This window comes from Paenibacillus ilasis, from assembly GCF_043195395.1.
Lineage (GTDB): Bacteria > Bacillota > Bacilli > Paenibacillales > Paenibacillaceae > Paenibacillus_AQ > Paenibacillus_AQ lautus.
This window is the reverse complement of the sequence record NZ_JBHDJG010000003.1, coordinates 105055-124420: the sequence shown is the minus strand read 5'-3', so window position 1 is coordinate 124420 and position 19366 is coordinate 105055. Positions and strand designations below refer to the sequence as shown.

Here is a 19366-nt window from a genome sequence, read left to right as displayed (position 1 = left end):
CCTATTTAGAACGGTTCGTTCGGCGCATGCCGAATCGCAGGACGCGAATGATGACAAAGTATCCGGCAGCCAATGCCACGGCGGTGATCGCCACGGTCTTTAAACGCTCCGCCCCACGTTTTCGGGTGGCTTCAGCCTCTTGAAGCTGGCTTACCATTTGGGTTAATTGCTGGTTTTGCTCCGCGAGATTGGAGTTCTGCTCCGCCAGGGTCAGATTTTGCTGCTGAAGCCGTTCGGAAGCGATTCTGGCTTTATCGAGCTCCTGCAGGGCTTGGTTATAGTTGCTCTTGAGCTGGTTTATTTCATCGGGCAGTTCGGAGAACTGCTGGATATTATCGTACAAATTGTTAAAGTAATTGGCGCTGGCGGTCCGTCCACCGGCCGGCAGCGCGATCCCCGCCACCAGCAGTATGAGAGAAAGTTGGATGAGTCTGGATTTTGTCGGCTTATGCATGTGGGATCACCACCATTCGATTATTTATAGTAAATACGAATCAAATTTCGACAGGTTTCTATTAATATATATTACCCACATTCGCATGGGAAGTGAATCTATTAGAAGCTAAGTTGTTTAACTTGCTCATGTGGAGGGTAATGTAATCAAGCAAGCGCATAGAAGCCATCCCATACGAAATGAACATAAAATGAACTAGCAGATAAAAAGGAGATTTCGACCATGATGAAAGATAACAACGTGAAGAAAATTATGATTACAGTGAATGGAAAGCCCGTGGGTAACGGATTGTTAATTGATAAAGTAACGTACGCTCCCATTCAACGCACATCAAGACATATGGGGGATACCAAACCCGTTTCGGCAGCAGAAATAGGTTAATAGACGCTGTGTATGAAATCAAAAGCCTTTAAAACCCGGAGAACACCTCCGGTTTTTTTGCGTTTGATTCATAATGGAACTTCATTCTTTTGTGCATGGGCTTGGGATAAAACAGAGAATTCGTCTGAATATGACGGTTTAGGGAAGATATCATTACAAATTTATACAATTTTCTTTTATACTAGGTTGTAAGATGATCCAATATACATAAACCATAATTTGAGAAAAGGAGTTTTGAAGAAATGGCCTATTGTATACATTGCGGTAACGAATTAAGGGATGGCGTCACACATCAATGTGTTAACGACACCTCAGGGAATCCTATGAAATACACGGCTGCAGCGGCGGAGCCGGAACAAGGGCGTCCAGATTCCGAATCTGCCGGTGCTCCGCATGCCAAAACCTCATCCGCCGTTCAAGTCGATGGACAGGTGCTGCTGAATCTATTGAAAAATCCGATGAGTGCATTGAACATGCGAGGGGATCAGACAGGCATGCTCTACGGCATCATCGGGATGGCTTCCAGCATCATCGGTTTTTGGTTGTTTGGTCTTGGGATCAAGCAGATGTTCTATTCCGGGCTGGGCATGATGTCGGCCTTGATAAGCGATTTCGGCATGGGGAGCCGGGCGCTTTTGCTGGGATTGTTCTCAACCGTTATTTTATTAGGTTCTTTCTGGTTTACGGGCAATATGGTTACGAAGCAGAAGCTTGACATGAAGGAATTCATTGCGAAGATGGGCTCTTTCCAGCTGCCGTTCGGAGCGGCGCTTATCTTAAGCGGATTGATCAGTTTCATGTCGTTAAAGCTGGCATTCCTCATCCTTGTATTGGCTTTAATGACCGGATTGGCAGCGAACAGCGCAGCCGTTATCGAATTGTACCGCATGGGATCAAGCCAATGGATTAAATTTTTAGGGGTTGCTTTAGGCATTTATGTTCTATTTCTAGCCGTTGTACAGACCGTTTTATTGTAGGGATAAGGAAATTTGAGGCAGTAAAAGATTCCCTTGTCCGAATTGTGACAAAAATCTGCATAACTAAAAGACCGCAGCTGATAGGGCTGTGGTCTTTTTTTGTCGAATTCACAATGAGAACATATGTTCCGTGACAGTAAGATGTCCATCTGTATTGGTACATTATTAGAAGAAGAGGAAAGAGGTGGATGTATTGCAGTCTGGCTTGTTTTCGGATTTTACATGGAGCCACAGCCATGTATTCGCTGGGGGGACTAGTCAAGTCTTTCTGCTGATCGAGTGGAGGGTTGGTACGTCAAAGCAAAAAACGCAGTCTCATGGCTTTAATCAGCGCATGGCTGAAGATGTCCAACTACACCTTCAATTAGGGGAACGCGTTCAAGTGGAACATATGTATGGATGCCATGGTGAGATGCTGAATGATCGCAACATGTCGTTGTCTTTAGGCTCTTTGCTGGAAGGGAGATCCAAACAGCTGGTTCTTGAGCTGAGTGTCGGAGCTAGGCAATCGGGGGTGTATCCCATTATTACCGCCCTATGGACATATATGGATGTTCAGAAGCAGAAGGTGGTTTTGCAGCCGTCCCGCACGATACCGCTTCAATTCAGCAATCATACGGCATTGAAATACCGAAGGGCAGATTATCGCGTTGAGAAGGTGCTGAAGTTATACCAGAATGCTTCCATTCTGGAGCAAGCAAGAAGAGAGCTGGAACGGGGGAAGTTGGCTCGAGGAGAAGAAATGATTCGCAGACAGGCAGATGAGATGCTTTTATACGCAATACGATTTCGGGATAGGGATTATTTGAAGGAAGCAGAAACCCTTTATCAACTAATTGGTTTGTATCTGGATACATATCGGCAATTATCTTCTGAAAATGCGAACAGAAAAAGGGACTTTAGGCTTAAAAATTAACTAGGAATCAAGAATCTGTATATAAAAAAGGAAAAATGATTTCAGGGTCGAATGTACTACTTAGCAGTCAAACAAAATATGTCTAATTTACTAGAAAGATAGGGAGAATGCCATATGACAGACCGACTGATCCGACTAATGAGAATCATTACCCTTGTACAAGCAAGACCAGGTATACTGGCTCGAGAGCTTGCCGAACGTTGTGGAACCAGCGAAAGAACCATTTATCGGGATATGGATGCCCTCAGCGCCATGCATATTCCCATCACTCACCAAGGACGAGGCCGCGGTTACACATTTATCGGGCATTTTGCAATGTACCCGCTTGGTTTAACGGAAGAGGAGGTACAGGCGTTATTTAAACTGTTGACCATATTGGAAAAAGTCAAGCCGATGCTGCCCGATGAATTTGAAAGCGCTTATGAGAAAGTGTTGGCTGCTGTATATAAGCAAAGCGCGGAAAAAGCTGAAATTCAGGCCGGGGACCGGGATGAATCCTCCACCGGTTTATAACGGTTCCACTACGTGTAACAATTAAACCTCGAACGAAAGCACACATATTCATGTGACTATCGTCGAGGTTTTTATCAGTTTATAGGGAAATAACCATTCTCCTGTGGAGATGCGAATGTACTAGTAAATTAGAATCAGGATAGGGATATTATACCAAAATAGAAGATTATATGATAATATAACTATAAATTCTCTTATCCATCCAAAAATGTAATGGATGTGTAATTGTGAGAGACGGCGGTAGATGTCCCTAAGCAAGGGCGTAGGAAGGAGATATGGAGCAAGGGCATAGGTTGATTCCACAACTTGTATAGGAGGATATTCATGAAAAAAGAGTTAACTAGCAAGGTAAGAAAATGGAATGTTAAGCTATTGGTTATGGCTTTGATTAGTACGGCATGGATCGGTTTTTACGATCCTATTCCTGTTGAGGCAGATAGTGCTGTTGGAGGTCCTAAATTAGCAGTTTTGGTAGACGGAAGAAAGGTAAAGTTTCATGGCGGAGATCCTGTCTTTGAAAATGGCCGGGTGCAAGTGCCACTCAGAGGTATTGGAGAAGCTTTAAAGGCTGAAATCGGTTTTAGCGGTAAAACTGTTACTTATAAGAAAGATGGAAAATCGATTGCTCTTACCTTAGGGAGTAAAGAGGCCGTTGTAAACGGTAAAAGTGTCACTATGGATACGGCTGCTAAAGCTGTTAAAGGGCGAACTTATGTGCCATTAAGATTTGTAAGCGAGAATCTTGGAGTTCCCGTAAATTGGGATGGAGTCGGCAATTGGGTTTGGATTGGTTCGAGGGAAGTTCCAGATATAACGGAAGTAGCAAGTGTGGAAAAAACGAGTCTGAACAATGATTTTGTTAAAATGTTTGGAACAAAGACGCACCTGATAGATGGGAAAAAGGATGTTCGAATATTTACTATTGATGATCTGCCATTAAGAATAGATCGTTTTATAGTTTACGATGTATGGCCAGTGATGTTCGGAGATTACCAATCAATTAGAATCCGATTTGATGCAGGACTTGGCCCAATCTACTACCTACAAAAAGGAGAACTTCCTCGTTATCGAAATTCTGCGGATCCGATTAAGCAATCAGATAAAACGATTACCCGAACTTACAAAACTACGAGCGAGTATGATCAAATAGTCAATAATGATGTGAACTATAAGCATTTCAAACTAAATAAAGCTGAATATATTGGTTTTCAGATGGGTACGGAATCATTAACTTTACTTAAGAATCCCTTTAAGTGAATGGTAACCATATGAAAAAAAAAGAGAATTCTTTATGTGCTAATAATTATGTTGACTATAAATGCCCTTATTATTCAAAGTGTCTTTGCTGCTCTACCTACAACACCAAAGCCAAGCAATCGAAATGTACATTATTTTGTTGGAATGTTTACTTACGAGATTTGGCGTTATTCAGATGGACAAACTTGGACGCCGGAAGGATATGAGAACCAACCAAATAAATCTATGGATTTTCCGTATTCATTCGATATTCCTGACCGAAAGATTAAAAGTGTATGGGTAGAGAAATTCAACCCTGATATGACTGATCCAGATGGTAGGGATCTATATTTTCGTTCTCGTTATCAACAAGAAACATGGGATCAGAGGGCCCCAAACGTCAGTAAAAAATATACTCCTACTATCAAAGGGAATATTCGGGGATTAGGAACGGAAAGCGTGTCTTTTAATGTACATGTCATAGGAGACTTAAAAGCAGATGATCCTCTCGAGACAACTAAAGAAGAACAAAATATGAATGTCAAAGGACTTCGGTATTACTTCCCAATCCTTTTCACAATCGAACTTGAGCCCGAAGTAGGTAATGCCATTATAAAACACTATACGACTACAGGTCGTTCACTGAACGGCATCCCGGGTTTTACTGATCGTGAAGAAGTATTAGAGAAGAACAGTCCTTACTCTTTTACTCATACACCTGGGAATCTAGACTATACATATGTTGGACATAAGAAAAGTACTGTCTCAGCCCCGAGTGGCGGATCAATAACACCTGGTGACCCTGGCCGTTTTACGTATGATGGCTCATTTCCGACATATTATCTGTTTTTTTACTATGAGACCGATACACCGCGCCCTCCTGACCCTGACCCACCTGAGGCCTCCTGCACGAGACCTTCTCCAGGGACGAAAATGAATGGTCGTTTCATGGATCCGGTGGTCACAGCGAAGATTCTCGCTGACCTGCGTGGAAGTGAACGTTTTGATGTTTTGCAAGGAATACCGACGTCTGAAAGTCTATATGGTAATATTTTGACTCGTAATTACCTGTATCAGAATACATTTGTAAACATGACAGGTATCTGTTCCTTTAAAGTGAATGTAGAAAAAACATGGACGTTGCATTGGGATCCAGGAAAACCAGGACCAAATGATCCGAGCGGTAATCCTACAACAGTACCTGATCCACAACAAGCCGAAGAGAAGGTCACAGAACGATACACCGTGGAACGGCCATATTCTTATTGGGTGATCGATAACCTTGAAGTCTATAAGATCGATCAGGGGACTCTAAGGAATTACGCACTACCAGGTGAGCAAATCACAATTTATCCACAAGGGTATCAGCCACCGCAGTTTACAACCAGTGCATCTGGAGCGTTTTATCCACCATCCCCACCTGATCCCATTGTAGCCCCATCAGGAGTTTACGGGGGAAATTCATATAAAACAAAGCCTTCCCCGCCAAATGAGAATCTGCAGAGCGTAGCTGAGAATGCTGTAGAAAAAGTTGAGGTCACGAATGACTCTCTGGTTTTTAACGGGTCTACCATTATGAATTCGAATCGAACACTCGAAAAAGGACCCACTCCTGGCAGCATCCCTGCTCCCACACATATTAGTGACAATGTGCTGTACAAGCCCAATAATATGATTAGCATTGATAAGATTAACAGGGCCAATACAACGAGCGCAGGTACTATTCAATATGGTTTATTACCAGGGAATATTAATGGTGGAAGTAATAAGGAATTTCCGATTCATGCCATTAACACCGTCACCGTCCATACGCCGGTAGTCAATTATTCGTCGGTGACGGATGATCAGGCCCACAATCAGAAGACAACCCCGAACCCGAAGCGGTCTGCTTTCATCTTGGATCGGCCGTTTACGGTACGCATCCCTACCTCGGGTCAGCATCGGAACATCCAGGGGTACGGAGACCGGGACTATGCGAAGTATGTAAGATCGAAGCAGGTGTATTTTCCGTTCGATGTCTACAGCAGCGACAGGAGCACCTTTTATCCAAAAGACACCTGGATCACAATTCCGACGGATCAGCTGGACACGGAGTTTTTCCTGCCGGTATGGGTGGATGAAGGCAATTATCAGGTATACTTCCGTACGATCGCGGAGAACGCTCCTTCCGACTTTACGACACAGCCCAGCGCAAATCTGGATTTGGCTCACCATGTGGCTACGGATATAGAACCGGTCGAAGTGATCGGACGCGTATATGATTTCCATATCACGGATATAGCCGATTATAACTGGGAGACGGTCTTCCGCAAACAAAAAGGGAGTGCGGCACCAAGCGGCGCGTCCTATTGGACAGGACTTCGCGATATTGACGGTGGAGCACGCGGGAACTCGCTGCCGTACACACTTCCCATCGCACCGGGCAAGCATCCAGCACAGGGATATAAGAATGCGGCCGTAAAGACAGGCTACCACTTCAAATTTGATTTGAAGACAAAGGGCAATATGTTTGGTGTACAAGACGGCATTTCCATTACACCGAGTTTTTATTTCGTTCATCCAGATGGCAGCGGACGGCAGCCCGTTGATCTGTATTACCATAGCGGAAATCGAAAGTTCATTCGGATCGGTTCCCCGCAGGACACGGAGAAGCGCTATGTCGTTCTGAATGAAAGGCTGCGCAATGTTCCGCAAGGCGAGCTGCAGGATAACGCTTCATATTTGTACAACCGCGGCGGAGCCCCGGCGGGAATGTCCGCGGCAGCTTACTTGAGGCAGTATTTGGAGAAGACCAGCAAGAATAAGACCTGGATAGGGCGGCTCGACTGGATGCTGCTGCCATCCGAAATACGAACACTGATCGGCCCGAAGTCAGGGTTGCCAGCCTCCGTTGACACGGAGCGGGCTAACGCGGCTATTCAGCGCTGGTACGGTGAATACAGTCTTCCTGCCGACGTGTACGTAGTGAAGAAAGGGACCGACCTGGCCGCTTATGGACGGACGAACCGACTGGACGAGAAATCCTCGGTTTTTCTGAAAAAAGGGTATATCGTGGTCAATTTCAACATCGAGACGACCCGGGAGGGCAATACGGCCAAACCCCATCTGCAATACATTCATGGCCCACTCATGAATCAATGGCAGCTTGAAGGATACAGCCGCACGTATAATGATCCATATGGTAAGCGGTTCTCTCTGATGGACGGGGATGTCATATTCTATCATGCCGATCAGTCCAGCAAAGGGGATTTTAGATCCCAGGTACCTCATTAAAGTTTTCACTTAACACCAAAACAGCCACGCCTGATTATTCTTAAAGGCAGTGGCTGTTTTGGTTGTGCTCGCTGTACTCGCAATGAAAAAGCTCTGTTGATCCAAGGCTACGCTGTTTACTCTATGGCATGAGGTTAGTTACAGACAATGGCCTGTGTATCCCGCATATGGTATCAAACCGTAAGCATCAACGCCAACGCATTCGGTTTATCTCAATGCGGGGGCCAGGTATCGTTATCGTAGAGATAGCGGACAAAAGCCATTGGATTCCGATACGAGTTCTTCCACGCTTCTCCCATGCCGGCCTCCAGGAAACCATACCGTTGATCACAGCCGTTGCACTCAATGAAATAGAGCCTTCCATCTTCGGTGATCCCAATGTCCAGTCCAAAATCGGCAGCATACGGAATAAACAGGGACAGGATCCGGGCGATATGCAGGGAGAATTCCGCAATGCGCTCGAGGGTTTCTCCAACAGGGGCATTCGGCATACAGCGGGTTAGAATGTCAGGTACCTGATAGGCGGAGCCCCCCTGCGCGATGTTGGAGACGAAGGTTTGAGGCGGCGAGGTTTTGGCAAACATGCCCGCGATTTCCCAGCTGCCGCTGCCTCCCCGCTGTACCGTGACCCTGATGTCAAAGGGACGTCCCCTGTATTCTGCCAGCGGGATCCGCTCCTGCGCCAGAAAGGGCGCACGCTTGATTCTCTGGTAGATAAGAGGATGAAGCTTGCCCTCGGCTAACGTTACGGTTCTCCATCCTTTAGCCGATGGGGAGGAGCGGGAATACGTCAGCTGACTGTGCCCGGTGCTTCTTTTCAGCCGCATAATACCGATGCCGATGCTGCCGCTGCATGGTTTTAAGACGAGGTCACCATGCTGGCTTAGCATGGAGCGAATGGAGACGGGCGTTGCCTTTACCGTATGCGGCAAGGCATTCGATAATCCCGAATCCTGTTCCAGCATATGGTGTATCGTATCCTTGCCGTAGCGCGTACGGCCGTTAAACACAAAGATTCCTTGTTTGATCAGATCCTCGATCCGCTTGAGTTCGCGTCGGTTGTGGTAGATGGCGCGCATATGGATAGCCCGCGGAATGGGAATATAGACACGGCGATACCCGGATGGAATGGGTATATATCCTGTCACCATTCCGGTATCCAATGAAATATGATGAATGGTAAAAAAACAAGGAACCAGTCCGTACATGGCAGCGGCTTCTTCATAGTTAGCCAGTGATTCAGTGCCGATTCTCCCGCTGGAAATTCTGCGATACGTGTTGTTGTTGAGCAGAATGCCGACAAATTCCGGATGCATGGTCATCCTCCTTGTTACCATAGATCATGGAGTCTTTGTACCACATCCTATGCAGGAGGAAGTTTGTCCTGGATGGACGGGTGTCGCCCGTGGTTGGCCTAATCTTTACCGGAGATTAGTCACCAATTGACCCTGATTCGGTATATGTTAAGGTATCAGGCCATACACATGTCAGGTATGCGTTATTTTGAATTAGGGCAATGAAACACTGCTGGTATCAAGGGGATGGGTACCTATGATATATCAGTAGTGGTTTTTCATATAGATAAGTTGTGAGAAGGGTGTGGAGTTATGGGTTTGCGGAAGGTGGCAGTTGTGACGCCGGGGTCGTTTGTTATTCCTTCGGGGAGGAGCAGCTCGGTCGAGCGTGTAGTGGAGCAGACGATTCCATTGGCACAGGGAGCCATGGATGTGCGCATATTCGGAGTGCTTGGAAAAGGACTCCCTTCAAAAGACACGATCAACGGCGTTCCGTGTTACCGCCTGCCATCGGGAGCGAATTATTATCCTTCCCTGCTGCGGAGGCTTCAGAAATGGAGACCGGATATTATCGAAGTACACAATCGCCCGCTGTTAGCACAGCGTCTGAAGATGCATCTCCCGGATGTAAAGACTGTACTTAATCTCCACTCCAATACCTTTATATCGCCTCCGTATATGAGCGAGCAGCGCTTTGGGAACATTGCCAGGTGGATGGACGGCATCGTGGTGAACAGCCGTTTTTTGCTGGAAGATATCACGATAAGACATCCAGAGCTGTCGGATAAAATTACGATTAATCATCTCGGAGTCAGTCTGGAGCATTTTACTCCGCCCTTCAGCCCGGCAGCCAAGGCATTGCGGGAAGCCAGACTTGCTCATTACGGATGGAGCGGGCGGCGCATCATCCTGTTTGCCGGACGACTGATTCCGGATAAAGGCGTTCACCATTTGCTGGAAGCACTGCCGCAGATCATGGAGAAGCATCCGGATGTGCTGCTGCTCATTATCGGGAGCGCCGGATACGGATCGGATCGGGAAACCGCTTATGTACGGGAATTGAAAAGAACTGCAAGACCATACCAACATTGGGTAAACTTCCGCCCCTTTGTACCATACCCGGCCATTGCGGATTGGTATTCGCTTGCAGACATCGTAGTGGTTCCATCTGCACCCAGAGAGGCGTTTGGGCTTGTAAATGTCGAAGCCATGGCTGCAGGCGTGCCGGTAATCGCTTCAAGTGCCGGAGGAATTCCGGAAATTGTGGAAAACGGAGTGACGGGGTATTTGGTCCAGAGCGATGATTTTCCAGCCGGACTTGCGCAGCGGATTAACACTCTGCTACAGGACGAAAATCTTCGAAGACAGATCGGAATGGCCGGTCGCGAAACGGTGCGGCAGCGCTTCAGATGGGATCATACGGCCGAGCGCTGGGTTCATTTGATGCAAACCATCTGAGGGTATCCGATGGAACAGTGGCAGGCGCCCCCCTTGCCGAATAGGATGAAGTAACGATTAGAAGCAGAGGAGAGAGCCGACAGTGAACAAAGCCAGAAGGATGATCACCAGGGGAAGAGGGAAGAGACCGTACCGGCGATATCCTGGCCGTCTCAAGACATCCGCGAACAGAACGGGTATTGATCGTGGTGGTACGGCCGAATATGAGTTGGCCGATGATACGATTGACTCGGCTCATCTTCGACATCGCAGTGTAAGAAGCGAGGCGATTGAAGACTATTCTGTATATAGCATTCATCTATCCCCTGAATCGATTACTTCCTCTAAAATTGCAAGCCATTCGGTGGACTTGGCGCATTTGAGCTTTAATCCGGTACAAGGGATGCCTGACAGGCCGTTAATGCAGCAGTTTGGCGATATGCCCTTCATGTTTCCTGAAGGCGTGGACACCATCGATGTTGCCGTCTCGCTCCCGTCCCCTTATGCCGATGAAAATTATGTCATGGTGGTATCATGCAGCGACCCCGGGTTTCAAGCGGGGGTCAGGTCACGGAATGAGCTTCAGGCGATGGTCGGCATCACAAGGTCCGCAGGCAATCCGCTTGCAGCCGGATGGTTATCATGGATAGCGATAGGCGGGCAATAGGATCGTACAAAAAGGGCAGGGAGCTTACTCCCCGCCCTTTTTGTATGTACAGATAGCGGATGGGGATAAGCGTTGGGGTATAACCGTACATATGCCGTTACGGTGAAGGAGAGCAAACATACAATAGGATAGATTGCCAAGGAGCAAGTGACCGTTACGAGGGAGGAGGAGTGCAAGTATGCGCAATGTGCAGCGGTTAAGGCCCCGAAGAAGGTCGGTTTCTCGGCGTCCTTCCAGGGAATCGTTGCAGCCACCCGCTAATCCTACCACCTACCGTCCTATGGAACCACAGATCCCACGGGAGAATCATCCCCATCCTTACGTGTCTGTCATTATTCCCGCTATGAATGAAGCCGGTAAGATTTCCGCGGTCATAGCAGAAGCACGGGCGGTTCATCCCGAAACGGAGGTTATCGTTGTTGCGAACGGGTGTAAGGATCAGACCGCTGTTGTCGCAGAACGGATGGGAGCCAAGGTGTTGTCTTTTCCGGAGCCGCTTGGACACGATGTGGGACGAAGTGTAGGCGCTCAAGCAGCTAAAGGACGAATTCTTCTTTTTACAGACAGCGATATGGTTATTCCCTCCGGTGAGTTAAGGCCTTTCGTCCAGGCGGTTCAATCCGGCGTTGATGTGGCCTTGAACGATTATACCGGTCCTATCGATCGGCAGCCGGTTCACCGGGTTATTCTTGCGAAATATACATTAAATTCGATGCTTGGAAGGTCTGATTTGCGGGGTGCGTCCATGACAGCCGTACCGCATGCCTTAAGCCGTCGGGCGCTGGAGACGATCGGTGCAAGTGAGCTGTCCATTCCGCCGAAAGCGCAAGCGGCTGCAGTGAACCGGGGGCTGCGTGTGGAGGCGGTTTATCGCGTAGAAGTCGGACGCTTGAATCCCGGTCGAATCGCGGGCGGAGATCCGCTGGAAATGCTGGTGCTTGGCGATCATTTGGAAGCACTGGAAGCCGTGATGGCAGAGCGTGGTGTCCGAGGCGGATATCACGATGGTGGACGAAGACGGAGCGTGGTGAGGTGAGCACGTGCAAAGATGGGTTCATAAAAAGATAAGTCGATCAGGATCTAAAAGCCGAAGACGTTTAAGAAAAGGTTCCTCACGGGTGGTAGCGTACCGTTTAATACGGAACAGTCGTTGGGAACGGCTCGCACTGAGTGCGGGAGGTCTGTCCGGGAGAAGACGGGGAGCATCCAAAAGGGAAGCATCCATGGCTTTTGGTCAATGGCTGGCTTCCAGCGGAATTCCCCAACGTCAACTCTATCACGTTCTGCCCGGCGTGGCGGAATCGTTCCGACGCGGATACGCCAGAGGTTCCAGGCAGTCGATCCCGGCACCGCTGCTGCCGCCTCTGAAAGGGCGAGCTTCCGTAATCGTATCCGCCTGCAACGAAGCGGGTTCCATTCCGATGGTGCTGCGAGAGCTAAAACGACTTCCATTTCATGAAATCATCGTCGTCGAGAATGGGAGCCATGATCATACGTACTCGGCAGCGCGTGCATTTGAAGGAGTTACGGTGATCCACATTCCCGAACGGCTGGGACATGATGTGGCCCGTGCCTTAGGGGCCAAGATGAGCACCGGGGACGTCGTTCTGTTCATGGACGGGGATATGCCGGTGCCTGCGGAAAAACTGAGTTCCTATCTGCTTGCGGCAGATCGAGGAGTGGATGTGGCATTGAACGATATCATGCCATTGCTGCCGGAATTTAGCCGCCAAGATGAGGTTACCCGCTGTAAAACATTTCTCAACCGCATGCTGGGACGTGACGATCTGGAGGCCAATTCGCTAACAGCTATTCCCCATGCGATGACAAGGCAGGCGCTGGAGCGCATCGGTTATGCGAATCTTTCTGTCCCACCCAGAGCCCAGACGTTGGCCATAAGACATGGACTTCGGATTGAAGCGGTACAAACCGTGGATGTTTTGAGCGTAAACCGGCGAAGAAAGACGAATCGGGGTAAGGACAATCCAGTGGCAAAGCTGATCATTGGCGATCATATCGAAGCCCTAGGAGAAACGATGAAAGACCTTGGCGGGCGCCTTCAATGGGGACAGGTGTCACGGGCGGAATTATCCTTACGGAGGAACAGCCTATGAGCGGACTAACGAGTATTATTATTCCCACGTATAACGGACTGCATCTGCTCCGCACCTGTGTGGACCATATCCGTGCATACACCGATGTCCCCTACGAGATTATCGTTGTGGACAACGGCTCGCGGGATGGAACCGGTGAATATTGTGTACGGGAAGGGCTTTTGCTTGTCTCGCTGCCGGAAAACACCGGCTTCCCCATCGCGTGTAACCATGGTCTCCGGTTGGCTTTGGGAGATCAGCTATTGCTGCTGAACAATGATGTATTTGTCTCGCCGCGGTGGCTGACGTTATTGCAAGAAGCGTTATACAGCAAGGAAGAGATCGGGGTCGTGGGGCCTGTAACGAATTACGCAAGCGGTATCCAGCAGGTGAAGGTAGAGTATACGGACAGAACAGGCTACATCCAGGAGGCAGAACGCTGGAATGTACCGAATCCGGGACTGTGGCACGAAGTGAATCGCATCGTGGGATTATGCTATTTGTTCAAGCGCGCGGTCATGGATCGGGTGGGATACCTGGATGAGATGTTCTCGCCCGGACACTATGAGGATGATGATTATTGCTATCGCGCTCGCCTTGCTGGGTTCAAGCTGCTGGTGGCAGGCAATGTGCTGGTGCATCATGAAGGGAGTGCAAGCTTCCGAACCCGGTTCCCGAGTGGTTTCCAGGAGTTGATTGAACGGAACCGGAGACGGTTTGTAGAGAAGTGGAATGTTGATCCATTACAATTCATCGAGGAGAGAGGTGACGCATCATGAAGGGCGTATTGCTGGCAGGGGGGAACGGCACCCGACTGCTTCCGCTGACGAAATATATGAATAAGCACCTGCTTCCGGTAGGAAAGCATCCGATGATTGCATATGGAATACACAAGCTGCATCAGGCGGGCATCGATGATATTTTATTGATTACCGGCTCCAAATCGGTTGGCCTGTACGCCGAATATTTGGAGAACGGACGGAGCTTCGGTGTCAATTTGACCTATAAGGTGCAGGAGCAGGCAGGCGGAATTGCGGAGGCGTTGGAGCTTGCGAAAGGGTTTATTCCTCACGGGGAAAAATTCGTTGTTCTGCTGGGCGATAACCTCTTTCAGGACGATTTAAAGCCGTTCATTCAGCATTATGTACAGCAGCCTTCCGGTACGGCTATGGTACTGCTCAGTCCTACAGATAGCCCGCATCGGTATGGCGTACCCGTATTTGCGGAGGATGGAAGCGGAAAATTGCTCTTCATTGAGGAGAAACCTGTAAATCCCCGGAGCCGTCATGCGGTGACGGGAATATATATGTATGATCATAGCGTATTTGATATCATCAGCCGAATCAGTCCGTCAGAACGAGGGGAATTGGAGATTACCGATGTCAACAATCTTTATGCAGCCAACGGCACATTAATCTATGACATCCTGCAGCAGTGGTGGTGCGATGCCGGCACCTTTGAATCGTTGCAGGAGGCGGCTGTGCATATGAAGGATGAATTGCCATGAAAAAACGGCGTGCCGTACGGGTTACAGTCTATACTGGAGAGCGGCGAGAGGGGGGAGTTTCGGGCGAGCATTACCGAGCCGGTTATCAGGCCGGTTATGCTCTCGGGCTAAAGCTTGGGCAGGAGGACCGGGGCATTGTGTTCGAAGGAACAAGCATTATTATCCCTGCGGATTCTCACCATGATACAGTGGCTCAAGTTATACAGCATATTGAGACGATGACTCCCCATCTCTATGAGGTGCTTGTTGCCGATGCCGGGGCCACAGCAAATACGAGGCTGTATATTCATGATCGTAGAGGAGTCGTGCGTCACATCAAAGGGAATAGCGGAGATCATCTTGCCTGTGTAGTGAACAAGGCGATTTCAGCGTCACTTGGCGAGTACATCGCCATATTGGCCAATGTTTTACCACACATGGATAACTGGCTTGGGGTTCTGGTGAGCGAGCTTGAGCGTGAGCCTGCTTTAAAAATGGTCTATGCCAGTTCGGACGCAGCGGGGTTAGGAGCAGCATGGGCGGATGAGGAGAAGTCCGCTCCGTCGGGTTCCTTGTCCAATCCATTAAGCTGTCTGCTCTTCAGGCGTTCGCTCCCGGCAGAGATCGGTATGTGGGATGAAGAGATCCTTTCCGCGGAAGACCATATGCACAAATGGCTTGAACGGATACCCGCGGAACAGAGGTTACAGATCGAGGCGTCATTCCTATTTGCAAGCGGAAAGTTATGATTTGAATTTTGCACGGAGAATCCGTTCTCCGCATATGCTGAACCGATAGAAGAGTGAAGGGGAGTACCGACGTGGAGAGCAAAATCGATGATATGATAGCCCATCTTTCGCATTCTCAACAGCAGCTGGCCCGGATTTTGGAAGCTCAGCGCCATGCTGCTGTTCGCATGGCTCAAATTATACATTCACTTCCTGAATATGAATTTCAGCTCGCAGAAGGACCGAAATCATCAGGAGGACAGACGGTACAAATCAATCGCAGTATCGTTTCTTATTTGAACGCCATGGCGGATCTGCAGCAAACCGCAGCGGATAGCCTGGAGATCGTGTTAAAGGAACTGAGAGACCAAGAGGAAGAATAACCCGGTAATCTTACCGGATGACAGAGGCGGGAATGCAGGTGAGCAAAGAAGAGTCTTTGATGCGAATGCTGGAAGCAGCCGTTACCATTCAGCGCGAGACCTCTCTGATCCTGGAGGGGAAGGCTGTCGAAGCTGAAAAGGTTCGCGAATGGGTACTGTCGCAGGATCCCTCTACCGGCGGATTGAAGGACTCGCTGGTGATGCATGAGCAAATCGTGGAGCAGATTGAAGGACTGACCCGAATCGGATCAGGGCTCTGCCGGAATCTGCGTGTGGCTTTAGGTACCGATGAACAGGCTGCAAGCGGAGGTTTTGATGAATTTGAGTTTGGAGATTCGGACTAATGATTACACGCACCCACCGGGAACATGAAGCAAGGGTAGCCATGATTTCATCCATCGCCAGAAGCCAAGAGGCATTGGCCGGCATATTGGAGAATATCGCCGAGGTCTCGGCCCATTCCGACGTGACTTCGCGAAAGCTTGCTGAGAATATCCGGCTTTTAACCGGTTACCAGTCGGTCATGACGGAGATGCTGACAGGCATACCGCTGAACCGAACGAAACGGGGATCTCCTTCTTCCCCATGGCTTGCAGCCGGAAGGATTGCATGCAACGGTATAGTAGACCAGGAACAAACCACGCACTCGGGAGGTTAATGATAGGATGAAAGTAAAACTAACGGGTTTACGAAAGAGTGGACGTGCACGTCCTGCCAGCAGCAAGAGACGATCCTTGGCTGTAAGACGCTTGAAGGTTGTTAAAGGTGCCAGACAGCGTCGTGGCGGCAGCTTGAGTTTGCGTAAACGCCGCGGGATTCGAAGTCGCTATCGGTTACGAAGAGGAGGGCGCGTGTTCTATCCCGCCTCATCCCAAGCGTTTAACCAAGGTTATAATCAGGCATATGACGAAGGATTTAAATCGGGATTTGCAAAAGGTTATGAAGACGGGCAAACCCCTCCTGCACCCGTATGAAGGCGGACAGGGCGGCTCTCACGGAAGGCTTCGGATCCGTGAAAGACCGCTCTTTTTTATTTTTTCCTTGCCGTTTTCAAGGGGGCGATACGTAAGGGCATACGCCAAATTCCCGGTCCAAGGGACAGTCGTCCATGATGCATTCGTCCTCTCGGCATATAGTTATATGAACCTTTGTAAATCCCATAAGAGACAGGGTGAAGATGGTGAGCTTATCGTTTCGTACAGGTCAGAAGGAGGGCTACCAGGCAGGTTACAGTGAAGGGTACCGTTTGGGGGGGTGCCGTGCGCTGATGGAACGTATTCCAGTCGAGCCCTCACCATATTTCGATCTGAAAATTCTGTATGTCCCCCAAGGCTTTGAGTCCATTGATGAAGGGGTGGTCAAGGGACTTGGCCGAATCGTTCGGGAATGTATCGTGGTGCCGCCGGAACAAGTGGTGGAGGTGGCCCTGCAGCAAATGCCGGATATCATTCTGGTCATGAACGGCTTGCACGTATTTCCGGAGGATTTTCGCCATTCGATGAATCAGCTTCGGAACCTCGGCTTCCGGACGGCCATTTGGTTTGTGGATGACCCTTATTTCACGGAGGAGACACCGGGGTTGGCACAGCATTTTGATGTTGTGTTCACGCACGAGCTGAGCTGTGTTCCATTGTATCAGAGCGTCGGAGTGAAAGAAGTGTTTTATCTTCCGCTTGGCGTTCATCCGGAACTGTTTACCCCTACGATGGCAGGGCCGGCTTATCGTTCTGACATTTGCTTCATTGGCAACGCGTTTCGCAACCGTGCGGCACTGTTTGATGAATTGGCCCCGTTCTTGAAAGGGAAGCAGGTTCGTATTATCGGAGGCTTCTGGGAGCGACTTGCCCGTTATAAAGAGCTCTCTCCGTTTGTGTACAGCGGCTTCATTCCGCCTGCAGAAACCGTGAAATTCTACAACGGCGCCAAAATTGTGATCAACCTGCACCGGCCGACCCAAAGCGGTGACGACAACCGCAACAGCCTGAATTTTCCGGGACGTTCGATCAATCCGCGCACCTTTGAGATCAATGCTTGCGGTACGCTTCAGATCACGGATATCCGTGAGGATCTGAGCCAGTATTATACGCCAGGAATCGATATCGAGACCTTTGGCTCCGTTCCGGAATTGAAACATAAGATTTCCTATTATCTTTCTCAAGAGGATCAGCGTAGAAGTATAGCGCAGCGGGCGCTTCAGACGACGATGACAAGACATACGTATGTTCACCGACTGCCTGAACTTCTGACATTGATTGAGGCCAATCGATAGGATGAACTTGTTTTCGTTCAAGCAAATATCAGGGAGGAGCAAAGCGGATGCCTAAAAGTTTAGTTACAGGACCACGTCGGTCCGCCGTATCCGATGCATATGGACGAGGCAGGAGTGCCGGTCTTCAAGCGGGATACGATGAAGGGTATTTCCGGGGGAAATCACAAGGCATTGTCAACCGGATTGTATTCACCCCGCCTGTGCGGGAGATCCATGTTTTGTTTGTCAGCTCGGGAAAAGGATTTCCCTATTCGCCGATTGACGAGGCGATCATTGGCACGCTGCATGGCATGGTACGTCAGCTTACGCTGACAGATGCGAAGCAGGATGTAGCAGCGGAAGCAAGTCGCACCAGACCGGATCTAGTGCTGGTACTGGACGGCATGTATCTGCCAGTGGAGCAGATGGATGCCGTCCGGGCCATGGGAATTCGGACGGCCGTCTGGATGACCGACGATCCGTATTATACCGATATGACATTAGGCTGGATTCATCACTATGATTATGTATTTACGCTGGAGTTGAACTGTGTAGCCCATTATCAGAACTTGGGCTGTGCTCAGGTTCATTATTTGCCGTTCGCTGCATTCCCCGGCCATTACCGTCCGATCGCCAAGCCTGGAGCGGCAACACGCGATATCGGTTTCGTCGGTACAGCCTATCCGAAACGGATTCAGTTCTTTGAACCCATTATGGATCAACTGATGGCGCGCCGCACATTTATTAACGGCAATTGGTGGGAACGATTCCCGGGATATGGGCGATATAACAACCGAATCGAGATCAACAAGTGGATGGGGCCTGCGGAAACGGCAGACGTATACAACAGCGCCAAGATCATCATCAATCTGCATCGTGCGGTAGATGACGATGATATTAATCAAAATAGCGGTCATATTCCAGCGGCTTCCCCGAACCCCCGTACGTTTGAGATTAGTGCCTGCGGAACGCTTCAACTCTGTGATGAGCGTGCAGATCTGGCGCGTTTTTACACACCGGGGGTTGAGATCGATACGTACCGATCGCAAGGCGAACTGCTGGAGAAAATCGAGTATTACCTGACTAACGATCAGCTTCGTAAAGATATCGCCCATCGCGCGCTGGAGAGAACTTATCAGGAGCATACCTATGCACATCGGCTGAATACGTTGTTCTCGGTCATCTTCCCTTAATCGGTACACAGAAATAGATGAATGTTGGGGGAACAAGCGTCGTTGCGGTATCTTTGTCTCCCTAATATATTGTACCAACTGGGTGA

General features: G+C 49.1%; 21 protein-coding genes. 19 read left to right on the top strand and 2 right to left on the bottom strand.

Going from position 1 to position 19366, the window contains the following annotated elements:
* Position 1: 1 nt before the first annotated feature.
* Entirely contained in the window at positions 2-454 is a 453-nt protein-coding gene (locus tag ACETK5_RS24825) for a cell division protein ZapB (protein WP_100540737.1), read from the bottom strand.
* Between the two features lie 222 nt (positions 455-676).
* Here ACETK5_RS24825 and ACETK5_RS24820 point away from each other — a divergent pair, with 222 nt between their 5' ends.
* The 6 genes from ACETK5_RS24820 to ACETK5_RS24795 all read left to right on the top strand — a co-directional run bounded on the left by ACETK5_RS24820 (position 677) and on the right by ACETK5_RS24795 (position 7750).
* Positions 677-835, top strand: coding sequence for a hypothetical protein (locus tag ACETK5_RS24820; RefSeq protein ID WP_164817240.1), 159 nt, complete (start codon positions 677-679; stop codon positions 833-835).
* Between the two features lie 242 nt (positions 836-1077).
* Positions 1078-1812 (top strand): hypothetical protein, encoded by a 735-nt coding sequence (locus ACETK5_RS24815; RefSeq protein WP_394058465.1) that lies wholly within the window; start codon positions 1078-1080, stop codon positions 1810-1812.
* A gap of 184 nt (positions 1813-1996) precedes the next feature.
* Complete coding sequence (locus ACETK5_RS24810) at positions 1997-2728, top strand: hypothetical protein (RefSeq protein WP_394058463.1); 732 nt, start codon at positions 1997-1999, stop codon at positions 2726-2728.
* Positions 2729-2842: 114 nt separating this feature from the next.
* Positions 2843-3241 carry a helix-turn-helix transcriptional regulator gene (locus ACETK5_RS24805; protein ID WP_100540740.1) on the top strand — a complete coding sequence of 133 codons (399 nt, stop codon included), beginning with the start codon at positions 2843-2845 and terminating at the stop codon, positions 3239-3241.
* A gap of 324 nt (positions 3242-3565) precedes the next feature.
* The gene (locus ACETK5_RS24800) at positions 3566-4498 is read left to right on the top strand and encodes a copper amine oxidase N-terminal domain-containing protein (protein ID WP_394058461.1); all 933 of its coding nucleotides are present in this window, start codon (positions 3566-3568) and stop codon (positions 4496-4498) included.
* A 513-nt stretch (positions 4499-5011) separates the two neighbouring features.
* Entirely contained in the window at positions 5012-7750 is a 2739-nt protein-coding gene (locus ACETK5_RS24795; protein ID WP_463510133.1) for a DUF5704 domain-containing protein, read from the top strand.
* 212 nt (positions 7751-7962) lie between these two features.
* On the opposite strand, the gene ACETK5_RS24790 is transcribed toward ACETK5_RS24795, so the two are convergent.
* Positions 7963-9066 (bottom strand): YheC/YheD family endospore coat-associated protein, encoded by a 1104-nt coding sequence (locus ACETK5_RS24790; protein WP_100540743.1) that lies wholly within the window; start codon positions 9064-9066, stop codon positions 7963-7965.
* A 291-nt stretch (positions 9067-9357) separates the two neighbouring features.
* Here ACETK5_RS24790 and ACETK5_RS24785 point away from each other — a divergent pair, with 291 nt between their 5' ends.
* From ACETK5_RS24785 to ACETK5_RS24725, 13 genes are all read left to right on the top strand, one after another.
* Positions 9358-10503, top strand: coding sequence for a glycosyltransferase family 4 protein (locus ACETK5_RS24785; RefSeq protein WP_100540744.1), 1146 nt, complete (start codon positions 9358-9360; stop codon positions 10501-10503).
* An 82-nt stretch (positions 10504-10585) separates the two neighbouring features.
* The gene (locus ACETK5_RS24780) at positions 10586-11149 is read left to right on the top strand and encodes a WIAG-tail domain (RefSeq protein ID WP_394058456.1); all 564 of its coding nucleotides are present in this window, start codon (positions 10586-10588) and stop codon (positions 11147-11149) included.
* A gap of 280 nt (positions 11150-11429) precedes the next feature.
* On the top strand, positions 11430-12185 hold the full coding sequence (locus tag ACETK5_RS24775; protein ID WP_326115390.1) for a glycosyltransferase family 2 protein: 756 nt from the start codon (positions 11430-11432) through the stop codon (positions 12183-12185).
* A gap of 187 nt (positions 12186-12372) precedes the next feature.
* Positions 12373-13263 (top strand): glycosyltransferase family 2 protein, encoded by an 891-nt coding sequence (locus ACETK5_RS24770; RefSeq protein WP_394058454.1) that lies wholly within the window; start codon positions 12373-12375, stop codon positions 13261-13263.
* On the top strand, positions 13260-14021 hold the full coding sequence (locus tag ACETK5_RS24765; protein WP_100540747.1) for a glycosyltransferase family 2 protein: 762 nt from the start codon (positions 13260-13262) through the stop codon (positions 14019-14021). The genes ACETK5_RS24770 and ACETK5_RS24765 overlap by 4 nt, the downstream gene beginning before the upstream one ends.
* On the top strand, positions 14018-14749 hold the full coding sequence (locus tag ACETK5_RS24760; RefSeq protein WP_326119840.1) for a sugar phosphate nucleotidyltransferase: 732 nt from the start codon (positions 14018-14020) through the stop codon (positions 14747-14749). The genes ACETK5_RS24765 and ACETK5_RS24760 overlap by 4 nt, the downstream gene beginning before the upstream one ends.
* Entirely contained in the window at positions 14746-15477 is a 732-nt protein-coding gene (locus tag ACETK5_RS24755) for a glycosyltransferase family 2 protein (protein WP_394058452.1), read from the top strand. The genes ACETK5_RS24760 and ACETK5_RS24755 overlap by 4 nt, the downstream gene beginning before the upstream one ends.
* 71 nt (positions 15478-15548) lie before the next feature.
* Positions 15549-15839 carry a nucleoside-diphosphate sugar epimerase gene (locus ACETK5_RS24750; protein ID WP_100540750.1) on the top strand — a complete coding sequence of 97 codons (291 nt, stop codon included), beginning with the start codon at positions 15549-15551 and terminating at the stop codon, positions 15837-15839.
* 17 nt (positions 15840-15856) lie between these two features.
* Complete coding sequence (locus ACETK5_RS24745; protein ID WP_394058450.1) at positions 15857-16183, top strand: hypothetical protein; 327 nt, start codon at positions 15857-15859, stop codon at positions 16181-16183.
* Positions 16183-16497 (top strand): hypothetical protein, encoded by a 315-nt coding sequence (locus tag ACETK5_RS24740; protein ID WP_100540751.1) that lies wholly within the window; start codon positions 16183-16185, stop codon positions 16495-16497. Before ACETK5_RS24745 ends, ACETK5_RS24740 begins: the two co-directional genes overlap by 1 nt.
* 7 nt (positions 16498-16504) lie before the next feature.
* Complete coding sequence (locus ACETK5_RS24735) at positions 16505-16813, top strand: hypothetical protein (RefSeq protein ID WP_394058448.1); 309 nt, start codon at positions 16505-16507, stop codon at positions 16811-16813.
* A 203-nt stretch (positions 16814-17016) separates the two neighbouring features.
* The gene (locus ACETK5_RS24730; protein WP_326115382.1) at positions 17017-18108 is read left to right on the top strand and encodes a CgeB family protein; all 1092 of its coding nucleotides are present in this window, start codon (positions 17017-17019) and stop codon (positions 18106-18108) included.
* A gap of 47 nt (positions 18109-18155) precedes the next feature.
* Positions 18156-19280, top strand: coding sequence for a CgeB family protein (locus ACETK5_RS24725; protein ID WP_100540754.1), 1125 nt, complete (start codon positions 18156-18158; stop codon positions 19278-19280).
* The last annotated feature ends 86 nt before the right edge of the window (positions 19281-19366 follow it).

What these genes read in the sequence shown, in the direction of transcription:
- ACETK5_RS24825 (WP_100540737.1), bottom strand. Translation starts at nt 454, where the DNA reads ATGCATAAGCCGACAAAATCCAGACTCATCCAACTTTCTCTCATACTG.
- ACETK5_RS24820 (WP_164817240.1), top strand. Translation starts at nt 677, where the DNA reads ATGATGAAAGATAACAACGTGAAGAAAATTATGATTACAGTGAATGGA.
- ACETK5_RS24815 (WP_394058465.1), top strand. Translation starts at nt 1,078, where the DNA reads ATGGCCTATTGTATACATTGCGGTAACGAATTAAGGGATGGCGTCACA.
- ACETK5_RS24805 (WP_100540740.1), top strand. Translation starts at nt 2,843, where the DNA reads ATGACAGACCGACTGATCCGACTAATGAGAATCATTACCCTTGTACAA.
- ACETK5_RS24800 (WP_394058461.1), top strand. Translation starts at nt 3,566, where the DNA reads ATGAAAAAAGAGTTAACTAGCAAGGTAAGAAAATGGAATGTTAAGCTA.
- ACETK5_RS24795 (WP_463510133.1), top strand. Translation starts at nt 5,012, where the DNA reads ATGAATGTCAAAGGACTTCGGTATTACTTCCCAATCCTTTTCACAATC.
- ACETK5_RS24790 (WP_100540743.1), bottom strand. Translation starts at nt 9,066, where the DNA reads ATGCATCCGGAATTTGTCGGCATTCTGCTCAACAACAACACGTATCGC.
- ACETK5_RS24785 (WP_100540744.1), top strand. Translation starts at nt 9,358, where the DNA reads ATGGGTTTGCGGAAGGTGGCAGTTGTGACGCCGGGGTCGTTTGTTATT.
- ACETK5_RS24775 (WP_326115390.1), top strand. Translation starts at nt 11,430, where the DNA reads ATGGAACCACAGATCCCACGGGAGAATCATCCCCATCCTTACGTGTCT.
- ACETK5_RS24770 (WP_394058454.1), top strand. Translation starts at nt 12,373, where the DNA reads ATGGCTTTTGGTCAATGGCTGGCTTCCAGCGGAATTCCCCAACGTCAA.
- ACETK5_RS24765 (WP_100540747.1), top strand. Translation starts at nt 13,260, where the DNA reads ATGAGCGGACTAACGAGTATTATTATTCCCACGTATAACGGACTGCAT.
- ACETK5_RS24760 (WP_326119840.1), top strand. Translation starts at nt 14,018, where the DNA reads ATGAAGGGCGTATTGCTGGCAGGGGGGAACGGCACCCGACTGCTTCCG.
- ACETK5_RS24755 (WP_394058452.1), top strand. Translation starts at nt 14,746, where the DNA reads ATGAAAAAACGGCGTGCCGTACGGGTTACAGTCTATACTGGAGAGCGG.
- ACETK5_RS24745 (WP_394058450.1), top strand. Translation starts at nt 15,857, where the DNA reads ATGACAGAGGCGGGAATGCAGGTGAGCAAAGAAGAGTCTTTGATGCGA.
- ACETK5_RS24740 (WP_100540751.1), top strand. Translation starts at nt 16,183, where the DNA reads ATGATTACACGCACCCACCGGGAACATGAAGCAAGGGTAGCCATGATT.
- ACETK5_RS24735 (WP_394058448.1), top strand. Translation starts at nt 16,505, where the DNA reads ATGAAAGTAAAACTAACGGGTTTACGAAAGAGTGGACGTGCACGTCCT.
- ACETK5_RS24730 (WP_326115382.1), top strand. Translation starts at nt 17,017, where the DNA reads ATGGTGAGCTTATCGTTTCGTACAGGTCAGAAGGAGGGCTACCAGGCA.
- ACETK5_RS24725 (WP_100540754.1), top strand. Translation starts at nt 18,156, where the DNA reads ATGCCTAAAAGTTTAGTTACAGGACCACGTCGGTCCGCCGTATCCGAT.